The organism is Algoriphagus zhangzhouensis, assembly GCF_900148515.1.
Taxonomy (GTDB): domain Bacteria; phylum Bacteroidota; class Bacteroidia; order Cytophagales; family Cyclobacteriaceae; genus Algoriphagus; species Algoriphagus zhangzhouensis.
Genome location: NZ_FRXN01000002.1, coordinates 219,487 through 245,936, shown reverse-complemented (window position 1 = coordinate 245,936; position 26,450 = coordinate 219,487). Strand labels below are relative to the sequence as shown.

At 39.9% G+C, this 26,450-nt stretch carries 25 protein-coding genes; 15 read left to right on the top strand and 10 right to left on the bottom strand.

Annotation, left to right across the window (positions count from 1 at the left end; all coding sequences use genetic code 11):
• Positions 1–280 precede the first annotated feature (280 nt).
• Positions 281–2,440: a ligand-binding sensor domain-containing protein gene (locus BUF13_RS07025; RefSeq protein WP_134204396.1), complete on the top strand. Its 2,160-nt coding sequence runs from the start codon at positions 281–283 to the stop codon at positions 2,438–2,440.
• Between the two features lie 31 nt (positions 2,441–2,471).
• On the opposite strand, the gene BUF13_RS07020 is transcribed toward BUF13_RS07025, so the two are convergent.
• Both BUF13_RS07020 and BUF13_RS07015 read right to left on the bottom strand, forming a co-directional pair.
• Positions 2,472–4,250, bottom strand: a complete 1,779-nt coding sequence (locus BUF13_RS07020; RefSeq protein WP_073571069.1) for an alpha-amylase family protein — start codon at positions 4,248–4,250, stop codon at positions 2,472–2,474.
• A gap of 62 nt (positions 4,251–4,312) precedes the next feature.
• The gene (locus BUF13_RS07015) at positions 4,313–5,602 is read right to left on the bottom strand and encodes a M20/M25/M40 family metallo-hydrolase (protein WP_073571068.1); all 1,290 of its coding nucleotides are present in this window, start codon (positions 5,600–5,602) and stop codon (positions 4,313–4,315) included.
• Positions 5,603–5,709: 107 nt separating this feature from the next.
• Here BUF13_RS07015 and BUF13_RS07010 point away from each other — a divergent pair, with 107 nt between their 5' ends.
• Positions 5,710–6,171, top strand: coding sequence for a DUF2147 domain-containing protein (locus BUF13_RS07010; RefSeq protein WP_243839722.1), 462 nt, complete (start codon positions 5,710–5,712; stop codon positions 6,169–6,171).
• A gap of 12 nt (positions 6,172–6,183) precedes the next feature.
• Here BUF13_RS07010 and BUF13_RS07005 read toward each other — a convergent pair whose 3' ends face one another.
• Positions 6,184–7,221 carry a glycoside hydrolase family protein gene (locus tag BUF13_RS07005; protein ID WP_073571067.1) on the bottom strand — a complete coding sequence of 346 codons (1,038 nt, stop codon included), beginning with the start codon at positions 7,219–7,221 and terminating at the stop codon, positions 6,184–6,186.
• A 181-nt stretch (positions 7,222–7,402) separates the two neighbouring features.
• On the opposite strand from BUF13_RS07005, the gene BUF13_RS07000 reads away from it, so the two are divergent.
• On the top strand, positions 7,403–9,109 hold the full coding sequence (locus BUF13_RS07000; RefSeq protein ID WP_073571066.1) for a GMC oxidoreductase: 1,707 nt from the start codon (positions 7,403–7,405) through the stop codon (positions 9,107–9,109).
• 3 nt (positions 9,110–9,112) lie between these two features.
• Positions 9,113–9,706: a gluconate 2-dehydrogenase subunit 3 family protein gene (locus tag BUF13_RS06995; RefSeq protein ID WP_073571065.1), complete on the top strand. Its 594-nt coding sequence runs from the start codon at positions 9,113–9,115 to the stop codon at positions 9,704–9,706.
• Between the two features lie 696 nt (positions 9,707–10,402).
• On the opposite strand, the gene BUF13_RS06990 is transcribed toward BUF13_RS06995, so the two are convergent.
• Positions 10,403–10,843, bottom strand: a complete 441-nt coding sequence (locus BUF13_RS06990; RefSeq protein ID WP_073571064.1) for a DUF2059 domain-containing protein — start codon at positions 10,841–10,843, stop codon at positions 10,403–10,405.
• A 203-nt stretch (positions 10,844–11,046) separates the two neighbouring features.
• Between BUF13_RS06990 and BUF13_RS06985 the strand changes: the two genes are divergently transcribed.
• The 5 genes from BUF13_RS06985 to BUF13_RS06965 are packed head-to-tail and all read left to right on the top strand — an operon-like array spanning position 11,047 to position 16,591.
• Positions 11,047–11,388, top strand: a complete 342-nt coding sequence (locus BUF13_RS06985) for a response regulator (protein ID WP_073571063.1) — start codon at positions 11,047–11,049, stop codon at positions 11,386–11,388.
• Between the two features lie 24 nt (positions 11,389–11,412).
• Complete coding sequence (locus BUF13_RS06980) at positions 11,413–12,810, top strand: sigma-54-dependent transcriptional regulator (protein ID WP_073571062.1); 1,398 nt, start codon at positions 11,413–11,415, stop codon at positions 12,808–12,810.
• Between the two features lie 37 nt (positions 12,811–12,847).
• On the top strand, positions 12,848–14,668 hold the full coding sequence (locus BUF13_RS06975; protein WP_073571061.1) for a sensor histidine kinase: 1,821 nt from the start codon (positions 12,848–12,850) through the stop codon (positions 14,666–14,668).
• 19 nt (positions 14,669–14,687) lie between these two features.
• Positions 14,688–15,140: a response regulator gene (locus tag BUF13_RS06970; protein WP_073571060.1), complete on the top strand. Its 453-nt coding sequence runs from the start codon at positions 14,688–14,690 to the stop codon at positions 15,138–15,140.
• The gene (locus BUF13_RS06965) at positions 15,140–16,591 is read left to right on the top strand and encodes an ATP-binding response regulator (RefSeq protein ID WP_073571059.1); all 1,452 of its coding nucleotides are present in this window, start codon (positions 15,140–15,142) and stop codon (positions 16,589–16,591) included. The genes BUF13_RS06970 and BUF13_RS06965 overlap by 1 nt, the downstream gene beginning before the upstream one ends.
• 51 nt (positions 16,592–16,642) lie before the next feature.
• Here the strand turns inward: BUF13_RS06965 and BUF13_RS06960 are convergent, their stop codons facing one another.
• Positions 16,643–16,810 (bottom strand): DUF1328 domain-containing protein, encoded by a 168-nt coding sequence (locus BUF13_RS06960; protein WP_073571058.1) that lies wholly within the window; start codon positions 16,808–16,810, stop codon positions 16,643–16,645.
• 274 nt (positions 16,811–17,084) lie between these two features.
• Here BUF13_RS06960 and BUF13_RS06955 point away from each other — a divergent pair, with 274 nt between their 5' ends.
• The 5 genes from BUF13_RS06955 (at position 17,085) to BUF13_RS06935 (ending at position 20,346) form a co-directional block, all read left to right on the top strand.
• Positions 17,085–17,261 carry a CsbD family protein gene (locus BUF13_RS06955; protein ID WP_073571703.1) on the top strand — a complete coding sequence of 59 codons (177 nt, stop codon included), beginning with the start codon at positions 17,085–17,087 and terminating at the stop codon, positions 17,259–17,261.
• Positions 17,262–17,314: 53 nt separating this feature from the next.
• On the top strand, positions 17,315–17,743 hold the full coding sequence (locus tag BUF13_RS06950) for a sll1863 family stress response protein (RefSeq protein WP_073571057.1): 429 nt from the start codon (positions 17,315–17,317) through the stop codon (positions 17,741–17,743).
• Positions 17,744–17,816: 73 nt separating this feature from the next.
• Positions 17,817–18,722, top strand: coding sequence for a YihY/virulence factor BrkB family protein (locus BUF13_RS06945; RefSeq protein ID WP_073571056.1), 906 nt, complete (start codon positions 17,817–17,819; stop codon positions 18,720–18,722).
• On the top strand, positions 18,719–19,621 hold the full coding sequence (locus BUF13_RS06940) for a mechanosensitive ion channel family protein (protein WP_073571055.1): 903 nt from the start codon (positions 18,719–18,721) through the stop codon (positions 19,619–19,621). The genes BUF13_RS06945 and BUF13_RS06940 overlap by 4 nt, the downstream gene beginning before the upstream one ends.
• A 227-nt stretch (positions 19,622–19,848) precedes the next feature.
• Entirely contained in the window at positions 19,849–20,346 is a 498-nt protein-coding gene (locus BUF13_RS06935; RefSeq protein WP_073571702.1) for a Dps family protein, read from the top strand.
• Between the two features lie 51 nt (positions 20,347–20,397).
• Here BUF13_RS06935 and BUF13_RS06930 read toward each other — a convergent pair whose 3' ends face one another.
• The 3 genes from BUF13_RS06930 to BUF13_RS06920 are packed head-to-tail and all read right to left on the bottom strand — an operon-like array spanning position 20,398 to position 24,295.
• A complete protein-coding gene (locus BUF13_RS06930) occupies positions 20,398–21,132 on the bottom strand; it encodes an MIP/aquaporin family protein (protein WP_073571054.1) in 735 nt (244 codons plus the stop codon).
• A gap of 48 nt (positions 21,133–21,180) precedes the next feature.
• The gene (glpK, locus tag BUF13_RS06925) at positions 21,181–22,677 is read right to left on the bottom strand and encodes a glycerol kinase GlpK (protein WP_073571053.1); all 1,497 of its coding nucleotides are present in this window, start codon (positions 22,675–22,677) and stop codon (positions 21,181–21,183) included.
• A gap of 52 nt (positions 22,678–22,729) precedes the next feature.
• Positions 22,730–24,295, bottom strand: a complete 1,566-nt coding sequence (locus BUF13_RS06920; RefSeq protein ID WP_073571052.1) for a glycerol-3-phosphate dehydrogenase/oxidase — start codon at positions 24,293–24,295, stop codon at positions 22,730–22,732.
• Positions 24,296–24,409: 114 nt separating this feature from the next.
• On the opposite strand from BUF13_RS06920, the gene BUF13_RS06915 reads away from it, so the two are divergent.
• Positions 24,410–25,171: a DeoR/GlpR family DNA-binding transcription regulator gene (locus tag BUF13_RS06915; RefSeq protein WP_073571051.1), complete on the top strand. Its 762-nt coding sequence runs from the start codon at positions 24,410–24,412 to the stop codon at positions 25,169–25,171.
• Here BUF13_RS06915 and BUF13_RS06910 read toward each other — a convergent pair.
• Together BUF13_RS06910 and BUF13_RS06905 are read right to left on the bottom strand one after the other, a co-directional pair.
• A complete protein-coding gene (locus BUF13_RS06910; protein WP_073571050.1) occupies positions 25,168–25,668 on the bottom strand; it encodes a SixA phosphatase family protein in 501 nt (166 codons plus the stop codon). The two genes, BUF13_RS06915 and BUF13_RS06910, sit on opposite strands and share 4 nt — an antisense overlap.
• A gap of 47 nt (positions 25,669–25,715) precedes the next feature.
• Positions 25,716–26,450, bottom strand: coding sequence for an RluA family pseudouridine synthase (locus tag BUF13_RS06905; protein WP_073571049.1), 735 nt, complete (start codon positions 26,448–26,450; stop codon positions 25,716–25,718).

Sequence of the window (26,450 nt, the reverse complement as noted above, 5' to 3'; positions counted from 1 at the left end):
GTCAGGGGTTTTGAAAAAGATAAGAATTTTAAGCAAAAGGACTTTCCTGCTCAATTTCAGGTGTATGATCAAGTTTCATAATAAATGGTAAACTTTCCATTTTTTGTCTTAAGCTCATCTAGTCCATCAGGTTAAGATGTAAGTATTTTAAATAGAGTGTTTTAGCAAAATGTTTTAATTGATTCAATCTATCTAAATGAATAAACTGTTCTCAATTTTCCTCTTCTTTTTTTTATTCATTTTTTCCTGTTCGAAGCCTCAAGAAATTGAAAAATCGGAGATGTATACTGTCAAAGATGAGCCTTTTATCCAAGAGACTCATGAGGCTTTTTTCATCAGTGAAGATGAAGCAGATAATGAAGTCAGAGATATCGTTGTTAGCCAAGAAGGAGATGTTTGGATAGCCACAAAGGGTGGTTTTTTCCTTAAAAAGTCGGGTTCAAAAATATGGGAACCGATAATTTCAGGTGGAAACCGAGGACCGGGATATGCGGTAGAGATTTTGGAAAGTGGAGAAGTATTACTCGGCGCTTGGGATGGACTCTATAAATATGATCATGGTGAGATTTCTAAACAGGAGGGACCTAAAGCCCCCATCTCTGTTTTGACTTCAAATGCTACCAATTCATATGTGCTAGGGCCCAATGGTGTCTGGAAAGAAGAAAATGCTGTTTGGTTAAAGGAAGGTCTAGATGTTGCCATGTCAATTCGGGATGCTATCCTTGATGAATCAGGGGATTTGTGGATCGCCACAGACGCCGGACTCTATTTTCAGGGAGCACAGGGACTTCAATTATTTCAAAGCACCGATGAATTGATTTCCAGCTATGCAAAAGGGCTTGCCATGTCTCCTGAAGGTCAAATTTGGGTAGCAGGTTTGGGAGGTGTTTCCATTCGCGAAAATCATAAACTTGTCAAGACCTTAAGTCCAAAGGAAGGGCTTTCTACCATCTATACTAATACTGTTTCCTCTTCACCAGATGGGGTCATGTGGGTTGGAACACAAGTAGGGGTTGTTCGATATTATCCAGATGGTTCACATTCTTTACTTTTCAGCCGCCGCTGGTTGACTGATGATGCGGTGAATCAAATTGCTTTTGATGCTGATGGAAATGCCTGGATAGCAACTCAGAATGGAGTCAGTAAGATTTCAAAAACCGAAATGACTTTGAAGGAAAAAGAAAGCTATTTCTACAGTGAATTGATGGATAAGCATATCCGGGATCCATGGATTTGTGGTGTTTTGAGATTGGAAGTTCCTGGGGATATTTCTACTTGGAAAAACTCAGATGATGATAATGATGGGGAATACACTGGAGGTTATTTGGTGATGGAGAGTTTTCGCTATGCAGTAACCAAAGACCCTGATGCATTAGAGAAGGCTAGAAAAGCTTTCGGCTTCTTAAGCCTTTTGTATGAGGTGACAGGAATTGATGGCGTTTTTGCCAGAACTATTGTTCCCGCTGATTGGACTGAACTTCATGATCCAAATCGAAGCTATACGGATCGTCAATTAGCGGAGTCCTTGGTCAATGATCCACGCTACAAGCCTGTGGAGGTAAGGTGGAGAAAGTCGGAAGATGGGAATTGGCTTTGGAAAGGAGATACTAGTAGTGACGAGATGGTCGGTCATTTTATGAGTTATTTCTATTTCTATGAATATGCAGCGACTGAGGAGGATAAAGTGAAGATCCGAGCTCATGTGTCGAAATTAATGGATGCCTTGATTCGAAATGATTTCAACTTTATCGATATCGATGGGACCCATACCCGTTGGGGTGTATGGTCTCCAGAGGAACTCAATAGAAACCCTGATTGGTCTTCCGAAAGGAGTTTGAATTCTTTGGAACTGTTGGCTTTTCTGAAATTCACTGGAGCTATTACCGGTGACGAAAAGTATGAAAAAGTCTATCGAAAACTGATCGATGAAGAAGGCTATTTAAAGAATTCAGCTGACCTGAATCATAAAAATCCAGCTTGGAAGATCTATTTCGACTTGACCATGGAAGGCTATATTTTTCCAATGCTGCTTAAATATGAGCAAGATTCAGAGATCAAAAAGTTCTACAGGGATCTTGCTGATGAATGGATTGAGGAGCAAAAATATGGAGAGAATCTGATCAATAATCTGGCTTACAGTCTGGCAACTGGCCAAAAAGTGAATGTCGAGCAAACAATTAGTTTTTTAAGAGAAACTCCACTGGATTTGATTGATTGGAGAATAGATCATACAGTAAGAGAAGATGTGGACTTGGTTCATGAGCCTATTTTGGAAGAGCTTCAAATCTCGGAATTGCCTCCTCCGGCAATTCGTGCAACTGTCAGATGGGATAAAAATCCATGGGCAGCCATTCAGGGGAATCCTTACCAGGTCAGAGAGCCTGTCTTTTGGCTTTGGCCTTACTGGATGGCCAGGTATTTAGAAATAATAGAAGAGTAAAATCAAGATTTGAGCTGGAGGAACTCTGAACTTATTTGACCTCAAAAACCGCAGACTCCCAAGGGCCCAATTCCAAATCAATTTCAACAAAGGATTCAAAAACACACAAGGTCGTTTTCTTTTTGCCAAACATTACCTCCGAGATTTCTCGTTCACCGATTTCCAGATTCCAAGCTTCAAACACAAAAGGCGATAATTGTAATTTGGTATTGACCCAATGATGTTCGTCAAAATTGGTTACAATTATCAGTTTTTGATTTTCACTCCATCGGGCAAAAGCATATTGTTTGCTGCCATAGGCCTGATTTTGTATTCGATTAAAAGAATGCAAATCTGCATATTCCCCAGAAAGCGCTTCATTGTCCAGCGTAAAATTCAAGATCTCAGAATAATAGTTGCGAAGCGCCTTTTCATTGTCAGTCAATTGACCACCGTCGAACTTTCCTCCATTCATCCATTTTTGATGTTGAGGAACGCCAATATAGTCAAAAATGGAAGTTCTGCTCGGATCGCCGAAACCTGCTTTTTCAGCCGCGGGTTCTCCGACTTCCTGCCCGAAATAAATCATCGTGGGAGAAGTGGAAACAGTTGCTGAAACAACCATGGCGGGTAAGGCTTTCCAGGGATTTAATGCAAATTCTGGGCTTGCAATCCGCTGCTCATCGTGATTCTCCAAGAAATGAAGCATATGATGAGCGATGTCTTTTTGTCTTTCAAAAATCAAAGGAAGATCATCGGTAGAGCCATAGCCATACATGATATGTTTCAGGGTGTCATAGAGCTCAACTTTGTCGTAGAGATAGTCCATTTTTCCTTTGAAAATGAAATCTCTGTAGAGACCAGGATTGTAAACTTCGGCTACTAAAAATGCATCTGGATTTCTGTTTTTAATATGGGAATTGAGGTAGGACCAGAATTCCACCGGGACCATTTCAGCCATATCAAATCGAAAACCATCCACCTTTTTTCCTAACCAGAACAATGCAATATCTCTATATTTCTTCCATGAATCCGGTACATCTTTGTTTTGCCAAAACTCAAAATGTCTTTTCCAATCCCAGTTTTTGGAATCTTCGGGCAATTCATCAAAATCCTTGGAACCATCTGGTCTGACTCCATAATTGATCTTGACTGTTTCATACCAATCGTCAAAATCAGGCTTAGCCAATCGCGAACCATTTCCTGTCCATTTTGCTGGGAATTCATCAAATTTCCCATCAGACAATGCGTGTTTTTCTCCTCCTAATGGTCGGTAATTGTTTCTGGGATCAGGAACCTGAAAAGCTTCTCCCGGGATATAATAAAAGTTATTGTTTCGGTCAAATTCAACAGTATTATCGTCATCCACTCCGAAATCCTCAACTCCTTCCGGATTGTTTTTCCCTACATAATGACGGGAAATATGATTCGGAACGATGTCCATGATCACCTTCATACGATGATTATGGGTTCGGGCGATCAATGCCTCATATTCCTCCATTCTTTTGGTCACATCCACTGCCAAATCAGGATTAACTTGATAATAATCCCGAACGGCATAGGGTGATCCTGCTCGCCCTTTGATAATGTCCGGATCATCGGACTCGACCCCGATTTCTGGGAAATCACCGATTATTCCATGATGCGGAACCCCAGTGTACCAAATGTGAGTTATTCCAAGTTTTTTGATTTCCTCCAAAGCTAAATCCGTGAAATCATTGAATTTACCCACTCCATTTTCCTCTTTGGTTCCCCAAGGCTTATTGGTAGTATTGGTATTCCCAAAAAGACGGGTGAATACGTGGTAGATATTCGCTTTGTTGGATTTCATGAAGCGGAATTCTTTAAAAATGAATTGATGTCCTTCGGGTCGAGCTAAGGAATCAAATTAATTTATCTGGTCAATCTGTAAAGTAGGATGGTGCTTCTTTTGATCAAATCTGGGTATTGTTTCATGTTGATAGTTTCTCCAGGCGCATGAGCTCCTGAGCCAGACGCTCCCAGTCCATCCAGGCAGTCCATAAATTCTGCTACGAATGAAATATCTCCAGCTCCTCGACTTCCGGGATCACCAGGTTTTACTTCTCCCATTCCCATATCCAAACTTACCGTATTGAGGAACTTGGCCATTTCATAGTTTCCTTCCGATGGCTTCATGGATGGAAGTCCATCTTCAAAAATGATTTCAGCATTGGTTTGATTGAGATGTCTCGCTACGATCACCTTCATTTTTTCTCTCGCTGCTTCTTTCTGTTCTTCTCCCAAAAATCTCAAATCCCCAGTTACCATCGCTTCTCGGGATACAATATTGGTTTTACCCAATGCTTCTCCTTTTCCAGAAACTGGATCGTATGAAATATCGGAGCCACCGATAAATTGCCCTGGATTGAAAGTTAAGTACTGCTCACCTGCCAATTCCTCGCGGAATTCATCCAAGATTCTAGCTGCTTCATAAATGGCCCCATAGCCTACATTTTCTCTAAAAACTCCACTTGAATGAGATTGCTTTCCAGAAGTTTTCAGAGTCCATCCACTTGATCCTCTTCTTGCAACTGTAACTGTTCCAAAGCCTTGGGCAGTTTCATACGCTAATGCTACATCGTGCTCTTTTGCCCGGTCTATAAAATCCTTTCTTGAGATCTCCTCATCACCTGAGCTTTCCTCGTCACCATTGAAATAGACGGTAATGGTTCTTTCATCCAAAAGGCCCAATTCGTCCAAAGCTTTCAAGCTTGCAAAAGCCAAAACATCGCCTCCTTTCATATCATTGGCGCCTTGACCCGTGGCCGTGGAATCATTAAGCCAAGTGAATGGAGTGAAAGGCATGTCTTTTTCAAAAACCGTGTCCAAATGGCCTATGATAAATATTTTCTTTCCCTTGCTTCCTTTTCTGGTTGCTACGAAATGACCGGCACGATTCACTTCGGCAGGTACATCCACCCATTCAGTTTCAAATCCAATCTTTTCAAATTCCCGAGCGAAAACATCACCTACAGCTCGAACCCCTTCTTTATTTAAAGAGCCTGAATTGATATTGATGACTTCTTCTAAAAGCGCTACAGTTTCTTGGTAGTTTTTATCAACAAGCTCTAGGAGCTTTTTTTCATCTTTATTTAGCTTTTGCTGGGCAAAAGTGATTGTGGAAAGTACACAAAAGGCTAGAAGGAGGGTGGTATTTTTCATGCTTGGAAAATAGACCAAAAATGAAGGGAAGGCAAGAGCTTTGAGTTTATTCGAGTTATTTTTTAAGCTGATTTTAAAAACAATGCATTTTAATCTCCGTTCTTTTCATGAGAAGAAGCAGAATTATGAAAAACCTGAATAAAATCACTTTTGGCTTTATAGCACTTTTTATGAGCATTTCTTCCCTATCCATCGCTCAAAGCGAAGACGCAATAATTGGGACTTGGCTCAATACGGAAAAAGACGGAAGAATTGAAATCTACAAATCGGGAAATGAGTTTTTTGGCAAAATAGTTTGGCTTCAAGATCCAAACGAAAACGGAAAGCCAGTTGTTGATTCCAATAATCCAGATGAGTCTTTGTCTTCTCGGCCGATTCTGGGACTTCCTTTATTGGAGGGCTTCACCTACGAAGATGGGGTTTGGGAGGATGGTACTATCTATGACCCCAAAAGTGGAAAAACTTACTCATGCGTGATGAAGCTAAAGGGTGATGATACTTTGGAAGTTCGGGGATATGTTGGTGTTTCGATGTTTGGCAGAACGGTTCTCTGGAGTCGGTATGATTGAGATAAGTAACTTCTATTTTTTCAAATCTCTGGAAGTCGCTAAAGCGATGACTCTTCCTTGATCCCCAACAGCATTGTAAAAATGATAAACTGTGCCTTCCCACTTGATTACCCAGGGTTTGTGGGCATATTGTTGGTCAAAAGGCTCTGAAGGCGCTATCAAATCGGGACCTTCCCAAACTGTCCAATTGACTAAATCATAAGAGCATGCAAACCGCTCAAATGCTCCCGGTTTCCAAAATGCTCCAAAGTAAAACATGATGTACAGATTATCGATCTTGACTATTTGAGCATCGCCGCAAATCCCTTGGTTTTTCGTAATCACTGGATTTTCTCCAAATCGTTTCCAATTTTTCAAATCATTTGAGACTGCCATGCCGATACTTTCATAATCCGCTGTATCGCCTTTTGCATTGTAATACATGACAAAGGGGTACCCCGTCAATTTTTCTTCGTCTCGAATCACATGACTCTTGTAAATGGTTTTATTTTCAAACCATCTTACATCTCGATCTTCTGGTGAAAGTAGTGGCTCATTAGAAGTGTCCCAGCTTACTAGATTTGATAAATCCGAGTTATTGGCTAATCCGATTTTCAAAGTTCCAGCTTCATATCCTGAAGAACTACCTCCCAGATAAGTCATCCAATAGCTATCATCGAATTTCTCCCAATTATAATCTCCTTCCCAAGAAGTATTGATCAAGGCTGGATATCCTGCTTTTTGGTTTTCATCCCAAGTTCCTTCTGTAAAGGGAAGAATTTTACCCAATGATTCCCAGTGAAGTAAGTCTTCACTTTCAGCCATCCAAGTTTCATAACCCTGACCGTCAAATACGATATAGGTCATGTACCATTGATTATTTTCTCTGAAAATCGTTGGGGAATCCACCATTTTGGTACTGTCTGGATGCTGAAAAACGACACCATATTTGAAGGGCGTTTTGATCTCTTTATAAATCTCCTCCATGACTGCCTTAGATACCGTTTTGCTCAATTCAGGCTTTTGAGCACAGGAAAAAGTGAGAAGCAAGAGAAATAAAAATGGTCTCATTCGTTTTTTAATTAATTAATGGCAGCATTATCATGAAGAAAACCTTTGCATCAAATAAAAGGTCTATGCGGAGGTAGTAATTTTTATAATTTTTCCCTTGAGTAAAACTCAGATTCCTAATTTTCTTCCTCGGATTTAGCTAAATATTAGTAATATTAAGACTCTAATAAACCTATTACAAATGGCCAACTTTAATATTGATGCAGATAAAGACCTCACTTATGACGCGATAGTAATCGGGTCGGGAATCAGTGGTGGTTGGGCTGCAAAAGAGCTTTGCGAAGCTGGACTCAAAACGCTTGTCCTTGAAAGAGGAAGGATCGTGGAGCATGTCGTGGACTACCCAACCATGAATTTGGATCCTTGGGATCATGAATTGCGAGGAAGCTTGACTCCAGAGCAAAGAGCAAAACACCCCCAAGGTGGTAGATCTGGCTTTATTGGTGCTTTCAATGAGCATTTTCATGCCAATGACCTTGAAAATCCATATACAGAAGTAAAACCATTTATGTGGGTTCGTGCCCATCAAATGGGAGGTCGTTCTCTATTATGGGGAAAGCAAACCTACCGTTGGTCTGACTTGGATTTTGAAGCGAATGCTAAAGACGGAAATGGAGTAGATTGGCCGATTCGATACAAGGATATTGAGCCTTGGTATAGCCATGTGGAGAAATTTGCAGGAATTAGTGGAGAAGCTTTGGGACTGCCACAATTACCAGATTCACACTTTCTACCTCCCATGGAGCTAAACTGTGTGGAGAAACAAATCAAATCCAGAATAGAAAAGGATTTCCCGGGTCGTAATATGATCATCGGTCGAGTAGCTCACTTGACTCAACCTCATAATGGCCGTGGTCAATGTCAATCCAGAAACCGTTGTGATCGCGGATGTCCTTATGGAGCTTATTTCTCCAGTAATGCTGTGACTTTGCCTGCAGCTAATGCCACAGGTAATTTGACTATCCGCCCTTATTCAATTGTTCAGTCAGTGATCTACGATGAACAAAAAGGAAAGGCCTCTGGAGTAAGAATCATTGACTCTGAGACTGGAGAGGATATTGAGTACAAAGCAAAAATCATTTTTGTGAATGCATCAACCTTGAGTACTACTCAGATTTTGATGAATTCTACTTCCAATAGATTCCCAGAAGGTCTTGGAAATGATTCCGGTGAACTAGGTCATAACCTGATGGATCATACCTATAGAATCGGAGCCATGGGAACAGTGGATGGTTTTGAAGATCAATATTACAAAGGCCGTCGTCCAAATGGAATTTACATTCCTAGATATGTGAACCTTAAAGGCGGTCCTCAAAGTGATAAGTTTGTTCGTGGTTATGGTTTCCAAGGAGGAGGCTATCGAAACGGATGGGGAGCCGGAAGCAATCAAGAATCCTTTGGAGGTGATTTCAAGGACGGATTGATGACGCCTGGATCTTGGGAATTCTTTATCACAGGATTTGCCGAATGCCTTCCAAGTCATGAAAACAAGGTATATCTCAATAAGGATGTATTGGATAAGTGGGGGCAGCCTACCTTGAGTGTAGATGCTGAGTGGGGACCAAATGAATTGGAGCTAAATAAGCAGATTCGAATTGATGCCCGAGAAATGCTGGAAAAAGCAGGATTGAAGGACATTATTGATTTCGATAACAAGCATGAAATGGGTTATGGAATCCATGAAATGGGAACGGCAAGAATGGGTAAAGACCCTAAGACGTCTGTTTTGAATGGAACCAATCAGGTTCATGGATGTGAAAATGTATTTGTAACAGATGGAGCTTGTATGACCTCATCTTCTTGTGTGAATCCGTCCTTGACCTACATGGCCTTGACAGCCAGAGCTGCAAATCATGCCGTTTCAGAACTTAAAAAACAAAATCTCTAAGCCATGAATAGAAGAGAAGCACTCAAAAAATCAGCAATGGCACTAGGTGCTGCCGCTGGTGCACCTACATTGCTCAGTATCCTTCAGTCATGTGCAAAGCAAGATAGATTGACCTGGACACCTGAGTTTTTGGATGAAGATCAGGCAAAGTTTATTTCCTCTTTCGTGGATTTTCTACTTCCGAAAACTGACACTCCGGGAGGCTTGGATGTGAAATCTGATATTTTCATCGACCGAATCTATGCTAGGACTTATGATGAGGCTGGCCAAAAGAATGTGATTGCTGAAATTGAAAAATTCAACAATGACTGTAAGTCTAAGTATGGGAAAGTCTTTGCTGAATTAAGTGCTGAAGATAAAGCCGCTTGTTTCAGAGATCATGAAGCGAATACAGCGAAATTCCCGAAAGGAGTTTGGGGATCTGCAGTTGGCCCTCAGGAGCCAGTTGGCTATTATAGAGGCTTGAAATCCTCTGTTCTTTGGTCCTATTTCAGTTCTGAAGAAATTGGGAAAAACGTTTTGAGCTATGATCCTATTCCTGGACCCTACCAAGGATGTATTCCACTTTCTGATGTAGGAAAAACTTGGAGTTTATAAAAAAAATTAATTCAATCGCTAAAATTTAGTCATTCTAAGCCTTCTGCTTTCTAGGTACAAACTCAAAAAATATCCTTCGATTTTTTGATTATGGGACTTTTGAAAGACCAAAAGTCCCCCAAAGTCTTTTGCCTGAATTGGCTTGAAAATGCCTGCGGACATTTTCTGCCAGATTGGGTCAAACGCTAAAAATCGCCGGATTTCCGAACAAGTTCGGAACTTGCCGATTTTCTTAACGCTTATTGACCTCAATCCGTCACCAGCCACTTCAAAGCAAATGATCCATTTGAAGTCACTTAAAAATTTCCGACTACTGGAAAAAAGATGACTTTAATTTGAGACAAGAATATTGAATTTAGTCTGGCCCCGCCTTCCAGTTTTGGGTGTTAAGAAATCAATTGTGAGGGTTGAAATTAGGAGGCTTGTTTGACGAAAATTTTGCTTCCTTAAATTTCAAGTTTAGTCTAGGTTTTATGCAAAATTGAGGAGTTTGCCGACGTGTGGGGAGGAAATTGATTTTAACCCAAAAATGGACAGCGGTGGGTTTTTTGGTCCTTTTTCACCTACAGGAAAAAGGACGGAGAAGTAAAATCAGATATAAGGTTTTTCAATAAATACTACATTCGACCTTACGAATCGGAGTTGAAAGGTTATTTTAAATCAATTTGCTTTAAAAGCCAGTCTCTTTCTTTTTTTTTAAGAAGATCTGGAATACCCTAGTTTATCAAGTTTTTCAATTACTTTTTTCATGACATCAGCCCCTATTTTTTGGCCAACGGTCATGCTTTCTCCCATCAGTTGGGGCGTGACTTGGATAGTTTTTTGACCGATTGGGGATTCGTAGAACTCTGTTAATTGAATGATTTCTTCTTCGGTGTAATATTTGGCGTAAATAGGAGCGAGCTGATCCATTAAGTTATGGGAATTGAACTCCTTTTTGAATTCATCCCAAACTTCCTGAGGAATGTCCATAGCCGCATAGGCCGGAGTTTTGGCTATTGCGTCTATGGTTTGTGACATGGTCTGGTCAATGTTCATAGCTTCCAAAAGCTTAATAACAGGTGCTTTTTCAATTTCCTGAGCAAATGAATAGCTCACAGTTAGAATGAAAGCTAGGCTAAAGAATAGTTTTTTCATGGTTTTAAAATTGTGATAGTAGTAGTTGTTTAATATCTAAAATAATGAATTAAAAGACTAGTTTAATTTGATGTGTGTAGAAAATTTTCTACAGTTTTTTGGGAATTTTTTTCCACATTCTTTCACAGGAAATGGCCTAACCGAGCAGGATCGATATGGCATGATATTCACACGACAGGGATGGAGATGGAGGAATTTTAAAGATGAATGCACTAATAATAGATGATGAAGTTGATTTGTGTTCCCTTCTTTCAATTCAGCTGAGATCTATGGGAGTTCCCAATGAATTTGTAAATACAATAAGGGAGGCTAAAGTGAAGTTTCGGGAAAATAACTATGAAATAATTTTCTTGGATCTAAACCTTACTGACGGAAGTGGGTTTGAAATGTTGGATTTTATCAAAGGGTATCCGAAAAACCAAAAAGTAATTGTAATCAGTGCCTATGATTCCGAAAGGAAAAAAGTAATAGAACAAGGAGCAGATTTTTTTCTACCCAAACCATTCACTAAGAAAAAAGTAGCCGAGATCCTTGACAGTATTTAAATTGAGTAATAATCCAGCGAACCTATGAGCCAGAAGATTTTAGTAATAGACGATGACCAGGACCTTTGTAAGGTTTTGTCCAATTTTTTGAAGAAATCAAATTATGAAGTTGATGTAGCATACAAAGCTGAAGATGGATTGAAACTTCTTCGCTCCAATGAGTATGATTTGATACTCTGTGATTACAGACTTCCAGATATGACTGGAGTAGATGCATTGCAAAGAATAAAGGTATTGAGCCCAAGTGCTGCCGTAATTATCATCACAGGATACAGTGATGTTCAGACAGCTGTCGAGACTTTTAGATATGGAGCAAATGATTATGTAACCAAGCCTCTTTATCCTGATGAGCTTTTAGTCACAGTAAAAGAAACCATTCAAAAGAATCAGGAAAAGAATGATATCCGAGCAGGAAAAACTCCTGTAAAATCAGAAAAGAAACAAGAAGCTCCAGCTACCTCAAAATTCATTCATGGATCGAGCAAGGCTTCATTGAAAGTGTTGGAGCATATTGATTTGATCGGTCCCACTGATATGTCTGTGTTAGTAATTGGTGAGACAGGAACCGGGAAGGAGTTTGTTTCCAATTCCATTCATCAAAAAAGTGACCGTGCCGGAAAGCCCTTTATTGCTATTGATTGTGGAGCTTTGCCTAAAGAGTTGGCAGGATCTGAATTGTTTGGGCACATGAAAGGCTCATTTACAGGGGCCATATCTGATAAGCCAGGTAGCTTTGAGTTGGCAAACGGGGGAACCATATTTCTAGATGAGATTGGGAATTTGAGCTACGAAAATCAGGTCAAACTTCTCCGAGTCATTCAGGAAAGAAAAATCAAGAGAATCGGTGGACAAAAGGATATTGATATCGATGTGAGGATTATTGCTGCAACGAATGAAAACCTAACGGAAGCAATTAAAGAAGGAGAATTTAGAGAAGATCTTTACCACAGGATCAATGAATTTAAAATCAATCTTTTGCCTCTTCGCGAACGAAAAAATGACATTATGACCTTTGCAGAACACTTCTTGAATCTTTCCAATCAATCTTTAAAAAAGAATGTTCAAACGTTTTCCGAGGAGGTTGTAAACCATTTTCTGAACTATCAATGGTACGGGAATCTCAGAGAACTCAATAATGTGGTGAAAAGGGCCGTATTGCTGACCACCGGGGATGCGGTACAGCCTAGTGCCTTGCCGGATGAAATCATCCATGCGAGCAGAACTCCTTCCCAATCTGGATCAGACGAATCCAAAGAGGAAAATCTTACACTGAAGGCGGCTTCTGAAGAGGCGGAAAAAGAGGCGATTCTAAATGCTTTGGAAGCAAGTAGATACAATAAATCGAAAGCAGCAGAATTGTTGGAAATTGACAGGAAAACTCTCTATAATAAGCTGAAGCAATACAATATTCAGGATTACTAAAAATCATTTTTTCCAGTGAATTCCTTGCACTCAACTTATGAATCTAAATAGTCTTAGAATTTTGTTTTCGGTCACAGTAGGTATCCTATTGCTTCTCTGCATATGGACCTATTGGAATCTCAGTAAGTATATTGAGACTGTTGGTAATATTCACGAAGCCAATTTTACCATTCAGACAACTACACAAGTCCTATCTTTAATCAAAGATGCTGAAACAGGACATCGAGGCTACCAATTGAGTGACAATGAGTCCTATTTAGAGCCATATTTCATTGCAAAAAGCGAAATACCCATCATGATTGATAAGTTGGATAGTGTGTCCAACTATCAGCCGGAAATTATATCAAAAGTTGATCAATTGAGGGTTTTGGTACAGAATCAAATGGAGATAATTGAAAAGATCCTCCGTGCTGCCAAAAGAGAAACTCCAAATTATCAGCCTGAGGAATTGAGGTTAATGACTGAGGGGAAACTGAACATGGATCAGATCCGCGAGGTTGCTGAAGATATTAGTAAAATCACGAGCGGTTCAACCAAAATTGAAATAGAGGAAGAAGGCGGATTTAGAAAATTAACCCCTATCAATTTTCTAGTAATCGTTTTGATTGCTTTTGGAGGTATTCTGCTTCTTTTCACTCGGGCGGTTCAATTGCTTGAAGAAAGAGATAAAAAGTCCAAATACCTCACTAAAGCCTTGGGAGAATTAGAAGAAGCAACTGAAAGAAGCAATCAGGTAAGCAGGCTCCTAAGGAATGTTTTGGACAGTTCTCGGGATGGAATTTTAGCATATGAGGCTATACGAAATAACGATGGGGAGATACGAGACTTTAAAATACTTTTGGCAAATGAGGCGGCAACTCTATTGACAAACCGGGATCAATTCAAGCTGGTTGGTCAAAATCTCCTAGAAGTGTTTCCTGGAAACAAAGGCTATTTGTTCAATGAATATTGCCGTGTTACAGAAAACGGCTGGGATTTCAAATCCGAAATCGAATATGATTTGGATGGAAAGCTAACTTGGTTCAAAGTGCTGGCGACCAAGTTTGAAGATGGATTTGTGGTGACTTTTTCTGATATCACCAAGGAAAAAGAAACAGGAATCAAACTGGCAAACTATACTCAAGAACTAAAAAGATCCAATGAGGATTTGGAACAGTTTGCTTATGTTGCTTCTCACGATTTGCAAGAGCCTTTGAGGAAGATTCGCTCATTTGGAGACCGACTTCTCATGAAGTACAAAGGAGACCTCGATGAAAATGGCCAAATCTACATTGATAGAATGCAGGCAGCAGCCAAAAGGATGCAAAATCTAATAGAGGACCTTCTCGCTTTTTCCAGAATCACTAGAAGTAGTGAATTGCCTGGGGCGGTTGATTTGAACCTTGTTTTTGAAGAGATCAAGGATGATTTAGAGGATCAAATATGTCGTAAAAATGCCCTGGTGGAGGTAGAGATGCTTCCGAAAATTTTGGGAGTAAAGAGTCAAGTACAAAGACTTTTCCAAAATCTGGTCAGTAACGGAATGAAGTTCTCTAGAGATGGGGTTGACCCTGTGGTTAAAATAACAGCAAAAAAAATTAAAGGTGAGGAATTACCTGAAAAATTCTCCATTACCCCCAAATATGATAACTATGTAGCTGTCACAGTCGAGGATAATGGAATAGGATTTAACGAAAAGTATAAGGATCAGATATTCAATGTTTTCCAGAGGCTTCATGGCAAAAATGAGTTTGAAGGAACCGGAATTGGTTTGGCTATATGTAAGAAAATTGCCACTCATCATGGAGGAGGCATAGTAGCAGAAAGTAAAGAGGGTGTAGGATCGAAATTTATAGTTATATTTCCTTCCAGTAGCTAAATCCTCTACTGGGAAAACGATGAATAAGATTAACAGTAAAATTTCACTCTTGATGGCTGATGATGATCATGATGATCAAATTCTGCTTCAGGAAGCACTTCGAGAGAATAACATTTCGAATTCGATCTGTTTCGTAGAGAATGGTGAAGAACTCTTAGAGTATCTTAATAAGACTGGGAAATTTGAGGGCAAAGACTGTTTTACTCCTGGCTTGATCCTGTTGGATCTCAATATGCCTAAAATGGATGGCCGATCCGCTTTGAAACTGATCAAAGCAGATCCAGTTTTGAAAAAGATACCCATTGTTGTATTGACAACTTCCCGTGCTGATACAGATGTTTTGGAATGCTATGATTTGGGAGTGAATTCTTTCATTTCCAAACCGGTAAACTTTCAAGATTTGGTGGAAGTGACCAAAGAAATCAGCAACTATTGGTTGGGTACAGTGTCCCTGCCAGAAAATAAAAACTAATGCCAATAAAATTTGTCAAGCTATTGCTCATTGAGGATGACGAGGATGATGCCTTTCTAATCAAAGAGTATTTGTCTGATATTGAGAATTTTAAATCGGAAATTGATTGGGTCTCTGACCCTGAAGAAGGAAAAGAAAAGATCCTCAATGGGGATTTTGATCTCTTTTTGATAGATTTTTATTTAGGAAAGGAGAATGGACTTAAATTGATGGATTTCATCAAAAAACATGAAATCCTTACTCCTTCCATTTTGCTTACAGGTAGAAATGATTCCAAAATTGATATTGATGCCAGTGTAGCGGGAGCATTTGACTACCTCGTAAAAGGAGAATTGACCCCAGATAGTCTCCAAAGGTCGATTCGATATACTATCAAGCAGGGTATCACCATCAAAGAATTGGATAAAAAGGAAAAAAGGTACCGCTCGCTTTTTGAAAGATCCTTTGATAGTATTTTTTTGGCAAATGAGAGGTTTGAAATGCTAGAACTCAATGCGGCATTTTTCGCCTTTTTCGGCTATGAAGAGAATGAATTAGACCAAATTAATCTTCAAGACATTTTTGCTGAGCAAGAAGATTATGATTTCTGTTTAGATCAGTTGGAGAAATACGAAGTTGTCAAAGACTTTGAGGTCTCAATGCTCACCAAAACAGGGGAGCTTAAAACTTGCCTTTTCAATTGCATTTTCATTCCAGATCAAGCTGATGAAAATTGTTGCTACCAAGGGATTATTCGTGATTTGACACTCTGGAAAAAGGCTGAGCTGGATATGATGGTTGCTGAAAAGCTTTCAATGACCGGCAAATTGGCAAGAACGATTGCGCATGAAATCAGAAACCCTTTGACCAATTTGAATTTGGCTCTGGATAATATCAAAGAGGAAATGGCCGATGAAAATGAATTGGTTAAAGTCTATTCGGATATTATTCAAAGAAGTTCTAATAGGATTGAAAAATTAATGGGAGACTTGCTTAGCTCTTCCAAGCCAAAGGAGCTTCAATTGGAATTATGCTCATTGGATGATATTATCGATGAGATTATAGCATTGGTAAGAGATCGGGCCAATCTAAAAGGAATCAAGCTTGAAATGGATTTGAAGGGCGATGCTCCAAGATTATTTGTTGATAGAGAAAAGCTTTCAATCGCGCTGGTGAATATTTTGATCAATGGAATCGAAGCAATAGATCATGATAAGGGTAAGTTGTCAATTTCCATGTTTCATTCCAAAAAGTCCATTTTACTAGAAATCACAGATAATGGGAAGGGGATTTGCAAAGAGGATTTAAAAAGGATTTTTGACCCATTCTATACAGATAAATCAGATGGAACAGGTCTAGGCCTAACATCTACCCTGAATATATTGTCAAGCCACAATGCCGGCATCCAAGTCCAAAGCGTTGTTGGGGGTGGTACAACCTTCGAAGTAGAATTTCCACTTCCGGAGATGTAAAAAAGGGCTGATTCTTGAAATGAACCAGCCCTTTTTTTGAGTTTGTCGCATCTATTTTCCGAGGATTTTCCCCCCGAAAATCAGAGTCAATAGAAAGAGTACGATAAAGATGAAGAAAAGAACTTTGGCTATTGATGCCGCTCCAGCAGCTAATCCGCCAAAACCAAAGATTGCAGCAACGATCGCTACAACGAAGAAAATTAAAGCCCAACGTAACATATTATAAAGGTTTTTGTGAAAATTCGTTTGGTAATCATTCTGAAAAAAAGGTGCCATCTCCGATTTTAAGCCATATGAGGCATTTTTTTATTTTTTGAACTAAAAACTGTGTAATAGCTTCCACAGTTCTGAAAAAAATTCCCCACTCTTTCCTTTCAAAACACCTGATTTCCGGCTATTTGGGCCGTTTTGGGGCTTGGCAAGGTGATTGAACTTATTGTGTCAGAGTTTAATTGAAATTTTAAATACCACAATTATGAAAACCGACACAAAAATGAAAATTGAAGGATCTTGGACTGAAATCAAAGGAAAATTGAAGCAGAAATATGCCTCATTGACCGAAGATGATTTGATGTATGAAGAAGGTCAAGAAGAAGAACTTTATGGCAGACTTCAGAGAAAATTAGGAAAGACCATCGACGATATCAAAGAGGAGATCAACGGACTGTAAAAAGTAAGAGACTATAACCAATCATTTTTAATAACCATAAAATCTAAATTACCATGAAAACGAAAATCGCACTAGCAATCGGATGTATGGCCTTTGGATTGGCAGCAACTTCTTGTTCTGAAAAAGGAAAAAGCGAAGAAAAAGAGTTGATTGAAGTCAAGGTCAATGTAGCAGAAGAAAAAGCTGAAATGAAAGCTGATCTTCGAGAACTTGAGGCTGAGATCGATATGAAAATCGCTGAGCTAGAAGCAAAAAGAGAAAAAGCTAATGCTGAGATGAAAGCCGAAATCGATAAAATGGAAGCTGACTTGAAGGATGAGAAATCTGATATCGAGAAGGTCTTGGCAGATATTGAAAACGCTTCTGAAAATACTTGGACTGATGTAAAAAACAGTGTAAACAAAACTACCAGAGATATAGAGGCAGAGTGGAAAAACTTCAAGGCTGAAGTTGATGAAACTTTTGATGGAGATGGGAAATAATTAATTCCCTTTCTCAGAGAGCGCAGGATTGGGAATACTGATTCTGCGTTTTTTTATTCCAAATAGAAAAATTATGAAAGGTGCATGGCGAATTGTTAAGGAATCATTTTCCTCCTTTATCAAGGAGGATGCTTTTACCTATTCGGCGTCTATCTCTTTTTATACGATGCTCTCTTTGCCTGCAGTACTTATCATTGTGGTCTCGATTGCAGCTGTTCTATATGAGGAAAACCGGATCCAACAAGAGTTGATTCACCAGTTTTCGGTATTGATAGGTTACAATACGTCAGACCAAATTGAATCGATTCTTTCACAAAATACCATCAATGAAGACTCCTCACTTTTGGCTAGATCAATAGGGATTGGCACTTTAATTTTCAGTTCCACCTCTGTTTTTATTTCACTTCAGTTAGCCATCAATAAAATTTGGCAAATTGAAGCAAAGCCAGAAAGGGCCTGGCTACAGTACATTATTAATCGCCTTCTTTCTTTCGCTATGGTTTTGGGAATTGGCTTTGTATTGCTGGTTTCTTTGGTCATTGAAGCATTGCTGGTACTATTCAAAAATTATCTGCAGCGGTGGAATGATCAACTTTCAGCGATCTTGCTGGAGTTTGCTTCCGAGGTGATTTCTTTTGGAATCGTCGTATTGATTTTTTCTCTAATGTTTAAGGTGCTTCCAGATGCAAAGCTTCGGTGGAGGGATGTTTGGGTTGGCGGTTTGATTACTGCAGTCCTTTTTGTGATAGGGAAATGGCTTATTGGACTGTATCTAGGAGCAAGCACTTTAACCTCACTTTATGGAGCTAGTGGATCTCTGGTTGTCCTATTAGTTTGGACTTATTACGCTTCCCTGATTTTCCTATTTGGAGCCAAAATCACCCATGTCTATACCAAACATAGAGAAAGAAAGCTAGAGACATATGAATCAGCAGTGGAGGTGCGAACAATTAAAATTGAAAAGAATACAAATTCATGAAAGCTGAAATAGAAAAACCAATAGATATAGTAATCGGGAAAATAGATGGCTGGATAGATGGCTTTATTTCTATGATTCCCAATATGATAGTGGCGGTTTTAGTCTTTATCATTTTTATGTTGTTGGCAAAATGGGGTAAGAAACTGGCTGTCAAGTTGTTCTCAAAGACATCTTCCAATACTGCCCTCAAAAACCTCTTATCGACCGTCGTTCATGGCACAATCATGGGCTTGGGACTATTTATTATCCTTGGAATTCTAGGATTGGAAAAGGCAGTTACTTCACTTTTGGCAGGTGTAGGAGTAGTTGGTTTGGCTCTTGGTTTTGCTTTTCAAGATATCGCAGCCAATTTCGTTTCTGGGGTCATATTGGCATTTCGGAAGCCTTTTAGGATTGGAGACGTGATCGAAATTAATAATGTTATGGGGAAAGTTCTCCGCACCAATTTAAGGGTCACAGTTTTGGAGACATTTCAAGGACAAGAAGTTTTTATCCCCAATAAAGAGTTGCTGCAGGAAAATATTGTCAATTACTCCTCGCGGTCTCACCGCCAAATTATTGTGGAATCAGGAGTTTCCTATGCCGAAGATTTAGAACAAGTGGAATCTGTTGTCAGAGATGCAATTGGGAAAATGGAAGGTCTGATCCGCAAAGATGAAATTGTTTTTGATTACGATGAATTTGGAGGGAGTTCAATCAATTTCAATACTCGATTTTGGATAGAATATCCTGGCGAGCCTGGTTATTTGAACATGAAGAGCAAAGCAATTAAAGCCATTAAAAAAGCATTGGATGAAAATGGAATCACAATTCCGTTTCCAATCCGAACTTTGGATTTTGGTATCAAAGGGGGAGAAAAGCTGTCCCAGATGCTTGTAAATCAAGATGAGGAGGATTGACGGAAAAGGCTTTCTGATGATTGAATCGAATGTTGTGAGGTTTCTACAGGGTGTGAAATATTTTTCACACCCTTATTTTTTTGAGGAAATGGCCCACAAATATTCTTCTAATCAATTCGGTAAGTCCTAAGATAATTTTCCAGTTTAATGAAGAAATAAAATCATGTTTTATAGCCTCTTTTTGGAAAGGAAATTGGACTAAATGTGGTAACCAAATATTATTTATTATGACAACCACAAGCATAAAAAGAGCAACACTTTCCAACCATTTGAATCTCGATGAAAGTCTAATGAAAAAACTACATGGGATGATGAACGATGTTTTATCAGATTACCATGTGTTCTATCAAAATGTTAGAGGTTTTCATTGGAACGTAAAAGGAAATGATTTCTTTACGCTCCACGAAAAATTTGAAGAGCTTTATACTCAATTGTATCAAAACATTGATGATTTAGCAGAGAGAATAATAACTATCGGATATCAACCCCTTCACTCTTATTCGGATTATCTTTCAAATAGTATTCTCAAGGAAATTACCAATGTGAGCAGTGAAGAAGAGACTGTTGATCAGGTAATAAATGGACTGGGAATGTTGATTTCATCACAGAGAAAAGCTGCAGAAATAGCCGGAGAGGCAGGCGATATCGCTACTGAAGATATGCTGACGACATTTGTGGCAGATCTCGAAAAAAGAATGTGGATGTTCACGATGTATAAAAAATAATTCCCCAATTGGGAGGAGAAAAGGCCACTTCAAAGTGGCCTTTTTTGTTTTTTAAACTCCAAGAGCTAAATACAATCCCGCTGCAATAGCAGCTCCTGCGATTGGACCTAAAACCGGAACCCAGGCATAACTCCAGTCTGAGCTTCCTTTTCCTTTGATAGGTAGAATCTGGTGAATAATTCTTGGTCCTAAATCCCTTGCAGGGTTGATGGCATATCCGGTTGTACCACCGAGACCCATACCGATCACCCAGACCAAAAAAGCAACTGGAATAGCTCCGATAGAACCTAATCCAATTGGCGTGCTGCTTTCATCCCCCATTTCAGCGCCGGTGATGTATAGGATTACAAATATCAGAACGAAAGTGCCTATCAATTCAGAAATGAAATTGTTTTTGAGATTTCTAATTGCTGGGCTCGTTGCAAAGGGAGCAGCGATTTCTCCTGGATCCTGGGTTGCTTTAAAATGATCGATATGGACCAACCAAGAAAGAAAAGCTCCAATGGCAGCGCCTACGACCTGTGCTATGATATAACCAGGTGCCATAGCCCAATCGAATTTTCCAGCTAATGCTAAACCGATTGTAACTGCGGGGTTCAGGTGGGCACCACTGTATGGGCCAGCTACTACCACTCCAACAAATACGGCCAAAGCCCAAGCTGTTGTGATTACTATCCAGCCAGAATTATTGCCCTTAGTTTTAGGTAGGACGACGTTGGCAACCACTCCTGATCCCAATAGAATCAAAAGAGCAGTACCTATTATTTCAGCAATGTATGGGTCCATGTGTCAGGTTATTTTTGAAGATTAATGGGGAAAAGGAAATCATAAAATTTATTCTACCCAGTTTTTGGATCTTTCCACAGCCTTGTCCCAAAAATGGAGGAGTTTTTCCTTTTTCTCGGATTCCATATGAGGTTTGAAGCTTTTGTCAGAACTCCATAATTCATTGATTTCCTTTTGAGTCCAGAACCCAACCGCCAATCCTGCCAAGAAAGCGGCACCAATAGCGGTAGTTTCAATGATTTGAGGCCTTTTAATTTCACAATCAAGCAAGTTTGATTGGAATTGCATCAGGAAATTGTTTGCCGTAGCTCCGCCATCCACTCTAAGTTCTTTTGTCTTTTCTCTAGCATCCTTTTCCATCGCCTTAATCACATCATGCACCTGATAGGCAATCGCTTCCAATGCAGCTCTGGTAAAATGTGCTTCAGTGGTTCCACGTGTGATGCCGAAAAATGCACCTCTAGCATTTTGGTCCCAATAGGGAGCTCCCAATCCAGCCAATGCTGGAACAAAATATACTCCTTCATTGTCAGGAATACTCATTGCTAGTTTTTCTGATTCTTTGGCATTGCCAAAAAGGTGAATTCCATCTCTCAACCATTGAATTGCTGCTCCTCCAATAAAGACGGAGCCTTCCAAGGCGTAATTGATTTCATCACCGATCTTCCATGCGACAGTCGTCAACAATTGGTTTTCGGATTTTACGGGTTCTATTCCCGTATTCATCACCAAAAAGCATCCAGTTCCGTAGGTGGTTTTGGCCATCCCTGGTTCGGTACATAATTGGCCAAAAAGGGCCGCTTGTTGATCGCCGGCAATTCCTGCAATCGGAAGTTTGTTTTTTAATACATCTCCGGCCGTTTCACAGTAAACTTCCGAGCAAGATTTAACCTCTGGAAGCATGGATTTTGGTATTTCAAAAAGCTCCAACAATTCATCATCCCAATCCTGAGTGTGAATGTTGTAAATCATTGTTCGACTGGCATTGGTGATGTCGGTGATATGATTTGTTCCTCGGGTCAATTTCCAAATCAACCAAGAATCTACTGTTCCAAATGCCAGTTCTCCGGCCTCAGCTTTTTGGCGCGCTCCTTCCACATTTTCGAGAATCCATCGGATTTTAGTAGCAGAAAAATAGGAGTCGATAATCAAACCAGTTTTGGAAGCGACCATTTCCACATGGCCTTGCTCTTTGAGTCCATTGCAATAAGAGGCAGTTCTTCGGTCTTGCCAGACAATGGCATTGTAAATCGGTTTTCCAGTAGCTCTTTCCCAAACTATTGTCGTTTCTCTTTGGTTGGTAATACCGATCGCAGAAATCTCATCAACTGGAATGTCTTTGTTTACCAACGATTCGATCATGACAGAAGATTGGGAAGTCCAGATCTCCTGAGGATCATGCTCTACCCAGCCTTGATTGGGGAAATATTGCTTGAATTCTTTTTGGGCAAGGGAAACTATCTGGCCCTTTTTATCAAAAATAATGGCTCTTGAACTGGTGGTTCCTTGGTCCAAAGCCATGATATACTTCTTATTCTGAGGCATTCGTGGGTTTATTTATTTAGAAAATAGGTAAAGGCTTGTCCTTCAATAAAAACTAGACTTTAATTAAATACTTTTCAGCCAATTTTTTAAAATCTTCTACTTCAGTGGTAATCCATTCCTGATCCTTTTTCAACTCCTTAGCCATTAATTCGGCTACTTTTTGACTTGAATCTATCGCCGCCTGAGCATCTAGGAATAAAAGTCTGATTCTTCTAGCTAAAATGTCTTCAACTCGGACAGCCATTTCATTCTGTATTGCCCAGACCACTTCTGCTAAAATATAAGGATAGTCGGTGTGGATTTTATCTGCTAATGCAGGTTGTTTTTTTGCAAGCTCTTGAATTGATTTCGCTTCGGAGCCATAGACAGACCAATGACCGGTAGGAGTTTCCAGGGTATAGCCATAGAGTTTCATGTCCAATGATTGACTTGGAGTGACCAATTCACCGCTGACTTCTGGGTAATGATCAACAGTGTCTTCCCCCATTTTTCGGAATGTTGTCCATTTACCTCCCGTCAAGGTTACCAGCTTGGAATCTGAAATGATCACTTTATGAGATCTTGAAATTTCCTTGGTTTTAGTGCCTCCTTCTTTAGGTCTTGCCAATGGCCTCAATCCTGCAAAAACGGATAATACATCTTTTCTGGACGGAGCCTCATTCATATAACTGGCTGCTGTTTCCAGAATAAAATCAATTTCCTTCTGAAGAGGAGTGGGTTCCAGTTTTGGTTTTTCTCTCAAGGTATCAGTGGTGCCGACTACCAATTTATCATGCCAAGGAACTGCAAAAAGAACTCTTCCATCCTTGGTTTTAGGGATCATCAAGGCATCATTTCCTCCCAAGAATTTTCGATCCATCACCAAATGAATTCCTTGGCTAGGCTGGATCATCTTCTCAGATCCCGGTTGATCCATTTGGAGGATTTTATCGGCAAATACTCCCGTGGCATTGACGATCATTTTTGCCCTAAGCGAATATTTTTCTCCATTTAGCTCGTCACGAACCTTCAGCCCAATTAGCTTTCCGTGCTCGTCTTTGATCAAGTCTTTTACCGATGCATAATTCAAAATGCAGGCTCCGGCATCATCAGCTGTTTTGGCAATAGCCAAAGCCAAGCGTGCATCGTCAAATTGACCATCATGGTAAACAATTCCGCCTTTGAGGCCAGATGCTTTGACTGACGGAAGTCTTTTTAATGTTTCTTCTTTATTGATGAAAGTGCTGCTGCCCAAACTTAATGAACCAGCCATCCAATCGTAAAGCTTTAATCCAGCACTGTAAGTAACTCGTTCCACCCAAGTGTAGACAGGAATGATGAAAGGCTGGTTTTCGGTCAGGTGAGGAGCATTTTTCAATAATTTTCCACGCTCTTTCAAGGCTTCGAGAACCAAACCCACATCTCCCTGCGCTAAGTATCTCACTCCACCATGTACCAATTTGGTACTTCGGCTCGAGGTTCCCTTGGCGAAATCTGCTTTTTCTAAAAGTACGACGGTTAGCCCTCTTGAAATCGCATCCAATGCAACTCCAAGTCCAGATGAGCCTCCGCCTATTACTGCAATATCCCAGATTTTAGACTGATCAGAGATTTGGTTTATGTTTTCTTCTCTATTCATTTCAAGCTAAAAGTAAAACAAAAAGGATACAAAAAGAAACTAAAAGAAAGTAAATGAAATAAAAAGTAATCATAAGTGCTTTCTTTTCTTTAATTTAGTTGAAAATAATAGCAAATGACACAGGCAGAGAGACATCGATACATTTTGGATGAATTGGGGAAGGCAGGATTTGTGACTGTTTCAGATCTTTCTAAGTCCTTGGATGTGACTATGGTGACTGTCAGAAAGGATCTGAAAATCCTTGAAGACAAAGGTTTGCTTTATCGTTCTCATGGCAGTGCAACTACCGTTTCTCCTTATGTATCTGATCGCTCAGTGCAGGTAAAGAAGCTGGAGCAGGTGGAGGAAAAAACAGCCATTGCCTCCAAAGCTTTGGAATATCTTGAAGACCAAGAAGCAATTATTATTGGTTCTGGAACAACGGTAGTAGCCTTTGCGCAAGCTATTCCCAAAAACAAACCATTGACTGTCTTGACGGCAGCGATGAATGTGTCATTGGCCTTGCTGGATTGTCAAGACGTTGAATTGGTGCAGCTAGGAGGGGTAGTGAGAAAAAGTAGTGGTTCTGCAGTAGGACATTATGCCGAGCAAATGCTTCAGAATTTTGCCTGCAATAAGCTGTTCCTAAGCGTGGATGGAATCAGTTTGGATCATGGCTTGACCACTTCCAATATGATGGAAGCTCATTTGAATGCCCAAATGATTGCCTCGGTACAAAAGACAATTGTATTGGCTGATAGTAAGAAATTCGGAAAGAAAAGCTTTGGAAAAATCGGTGAATTGGAAGATGTGGATGTGATTATCACGGATTCTGGGATTCCAGAAATTTACCAAAAGAGATTGGAAGAGAGAGGGATAGAAGTAGTGATCGTTTAATAATCCTTATAAACCTTCCTTAAAACCATACTTCCTTCAGGATTTAGGTGCACCTCGTAAATGAAGTCGTATTCATTGTCCTGCAAGTCCTGAAATTTTTCACCCTCTTCGATAAACTCATTAGCCAACTGGCTTACAGTATTGCTGTGGCCAACAACCAAAACATTACCATCGAGTTCCTTCAGTTTTTTCACTAATACAGATTGATTTCGTGGGTCGTAAGACTGTATTTCCAGACCTGCTTGTTCGGCAGTGGGTTTAACTGTCAGTTGAGTTCTTTTGTAATCTGTGCTGAAAATGTGCTGAATGTCTTGATCTTGAAGAATCTGAGCCAATTTCCTTGACCTCACATATCCTACCTGAGCAAGCTCTGGGTCAGGATCCTGAACCAGCTGCTTTTCAGCATGGCGAACGATGTAGATGACTTTCGTTTTCTCCTTTTTCGAGCAGGAAATCAAAAGGAGGGAGGTGAATAAAATAAGGAATAGATTTCTCATGGTAAATCAATATAGGAATAATCCAAATTATTTACGCACAGCCATAATTATCCTGAATAGCTATTGTCCAAATGTTGGTCTTTCGCTTTCAACTCTTCGAATTCATAGAATTGCTCCCAAAATTCATTTTCCGGCAAAGCCGCTCGCAGATACAATTTTTCCTTTTTGATCGGGTGTACAAAAACCAAATTGAAAGCATGAAGGTTGATACTTGCATCTGGATTTGCTTTGGCAAAACCATATTTCAAGTCCCCCCGAATCGGGCAACCCATAGATGCCAATTGAACGCGGATCTGATGAGGGCGGCCAGAGATAGGTCTCACCTCAATCAGCCAGTGATCGTTCATTTTTCCCAGAGTCTTGTAATTCAACTCAGCTTTTTGGGAGCCTGGAACCTCTCTATCGTGTGCGGTGACTACATTTCTCTGTTCGTCTTTGGTCAGCCAATGGGTCAGTTTTCCCTGCTCTTCCCTCGGTCTTTTTTTGACGATAGCCCAATAGACCTTGTGGATGTCTCTTTTACGAAAAAGCTCCATCATACGCTCCAATCCCTTGCTAGTACGAGCAAAAGCTACCAATCCGCTGACTGGTCTATCCAATCTGTGGATCGGGTGAAGAAATACCGCTCCTGGCTTATTGTATTTGTTTGCGATGTACTCCTTACAATAATCAGTTAAGGTTTTGTCCCCGGTTTTATCTCCCTGCACCAATACTCCGGCAGCCTTATTGACGATGAGTAGGTGATTGTCCTCGTAAACGACGTTGAATGGCTTTTTTTTCAT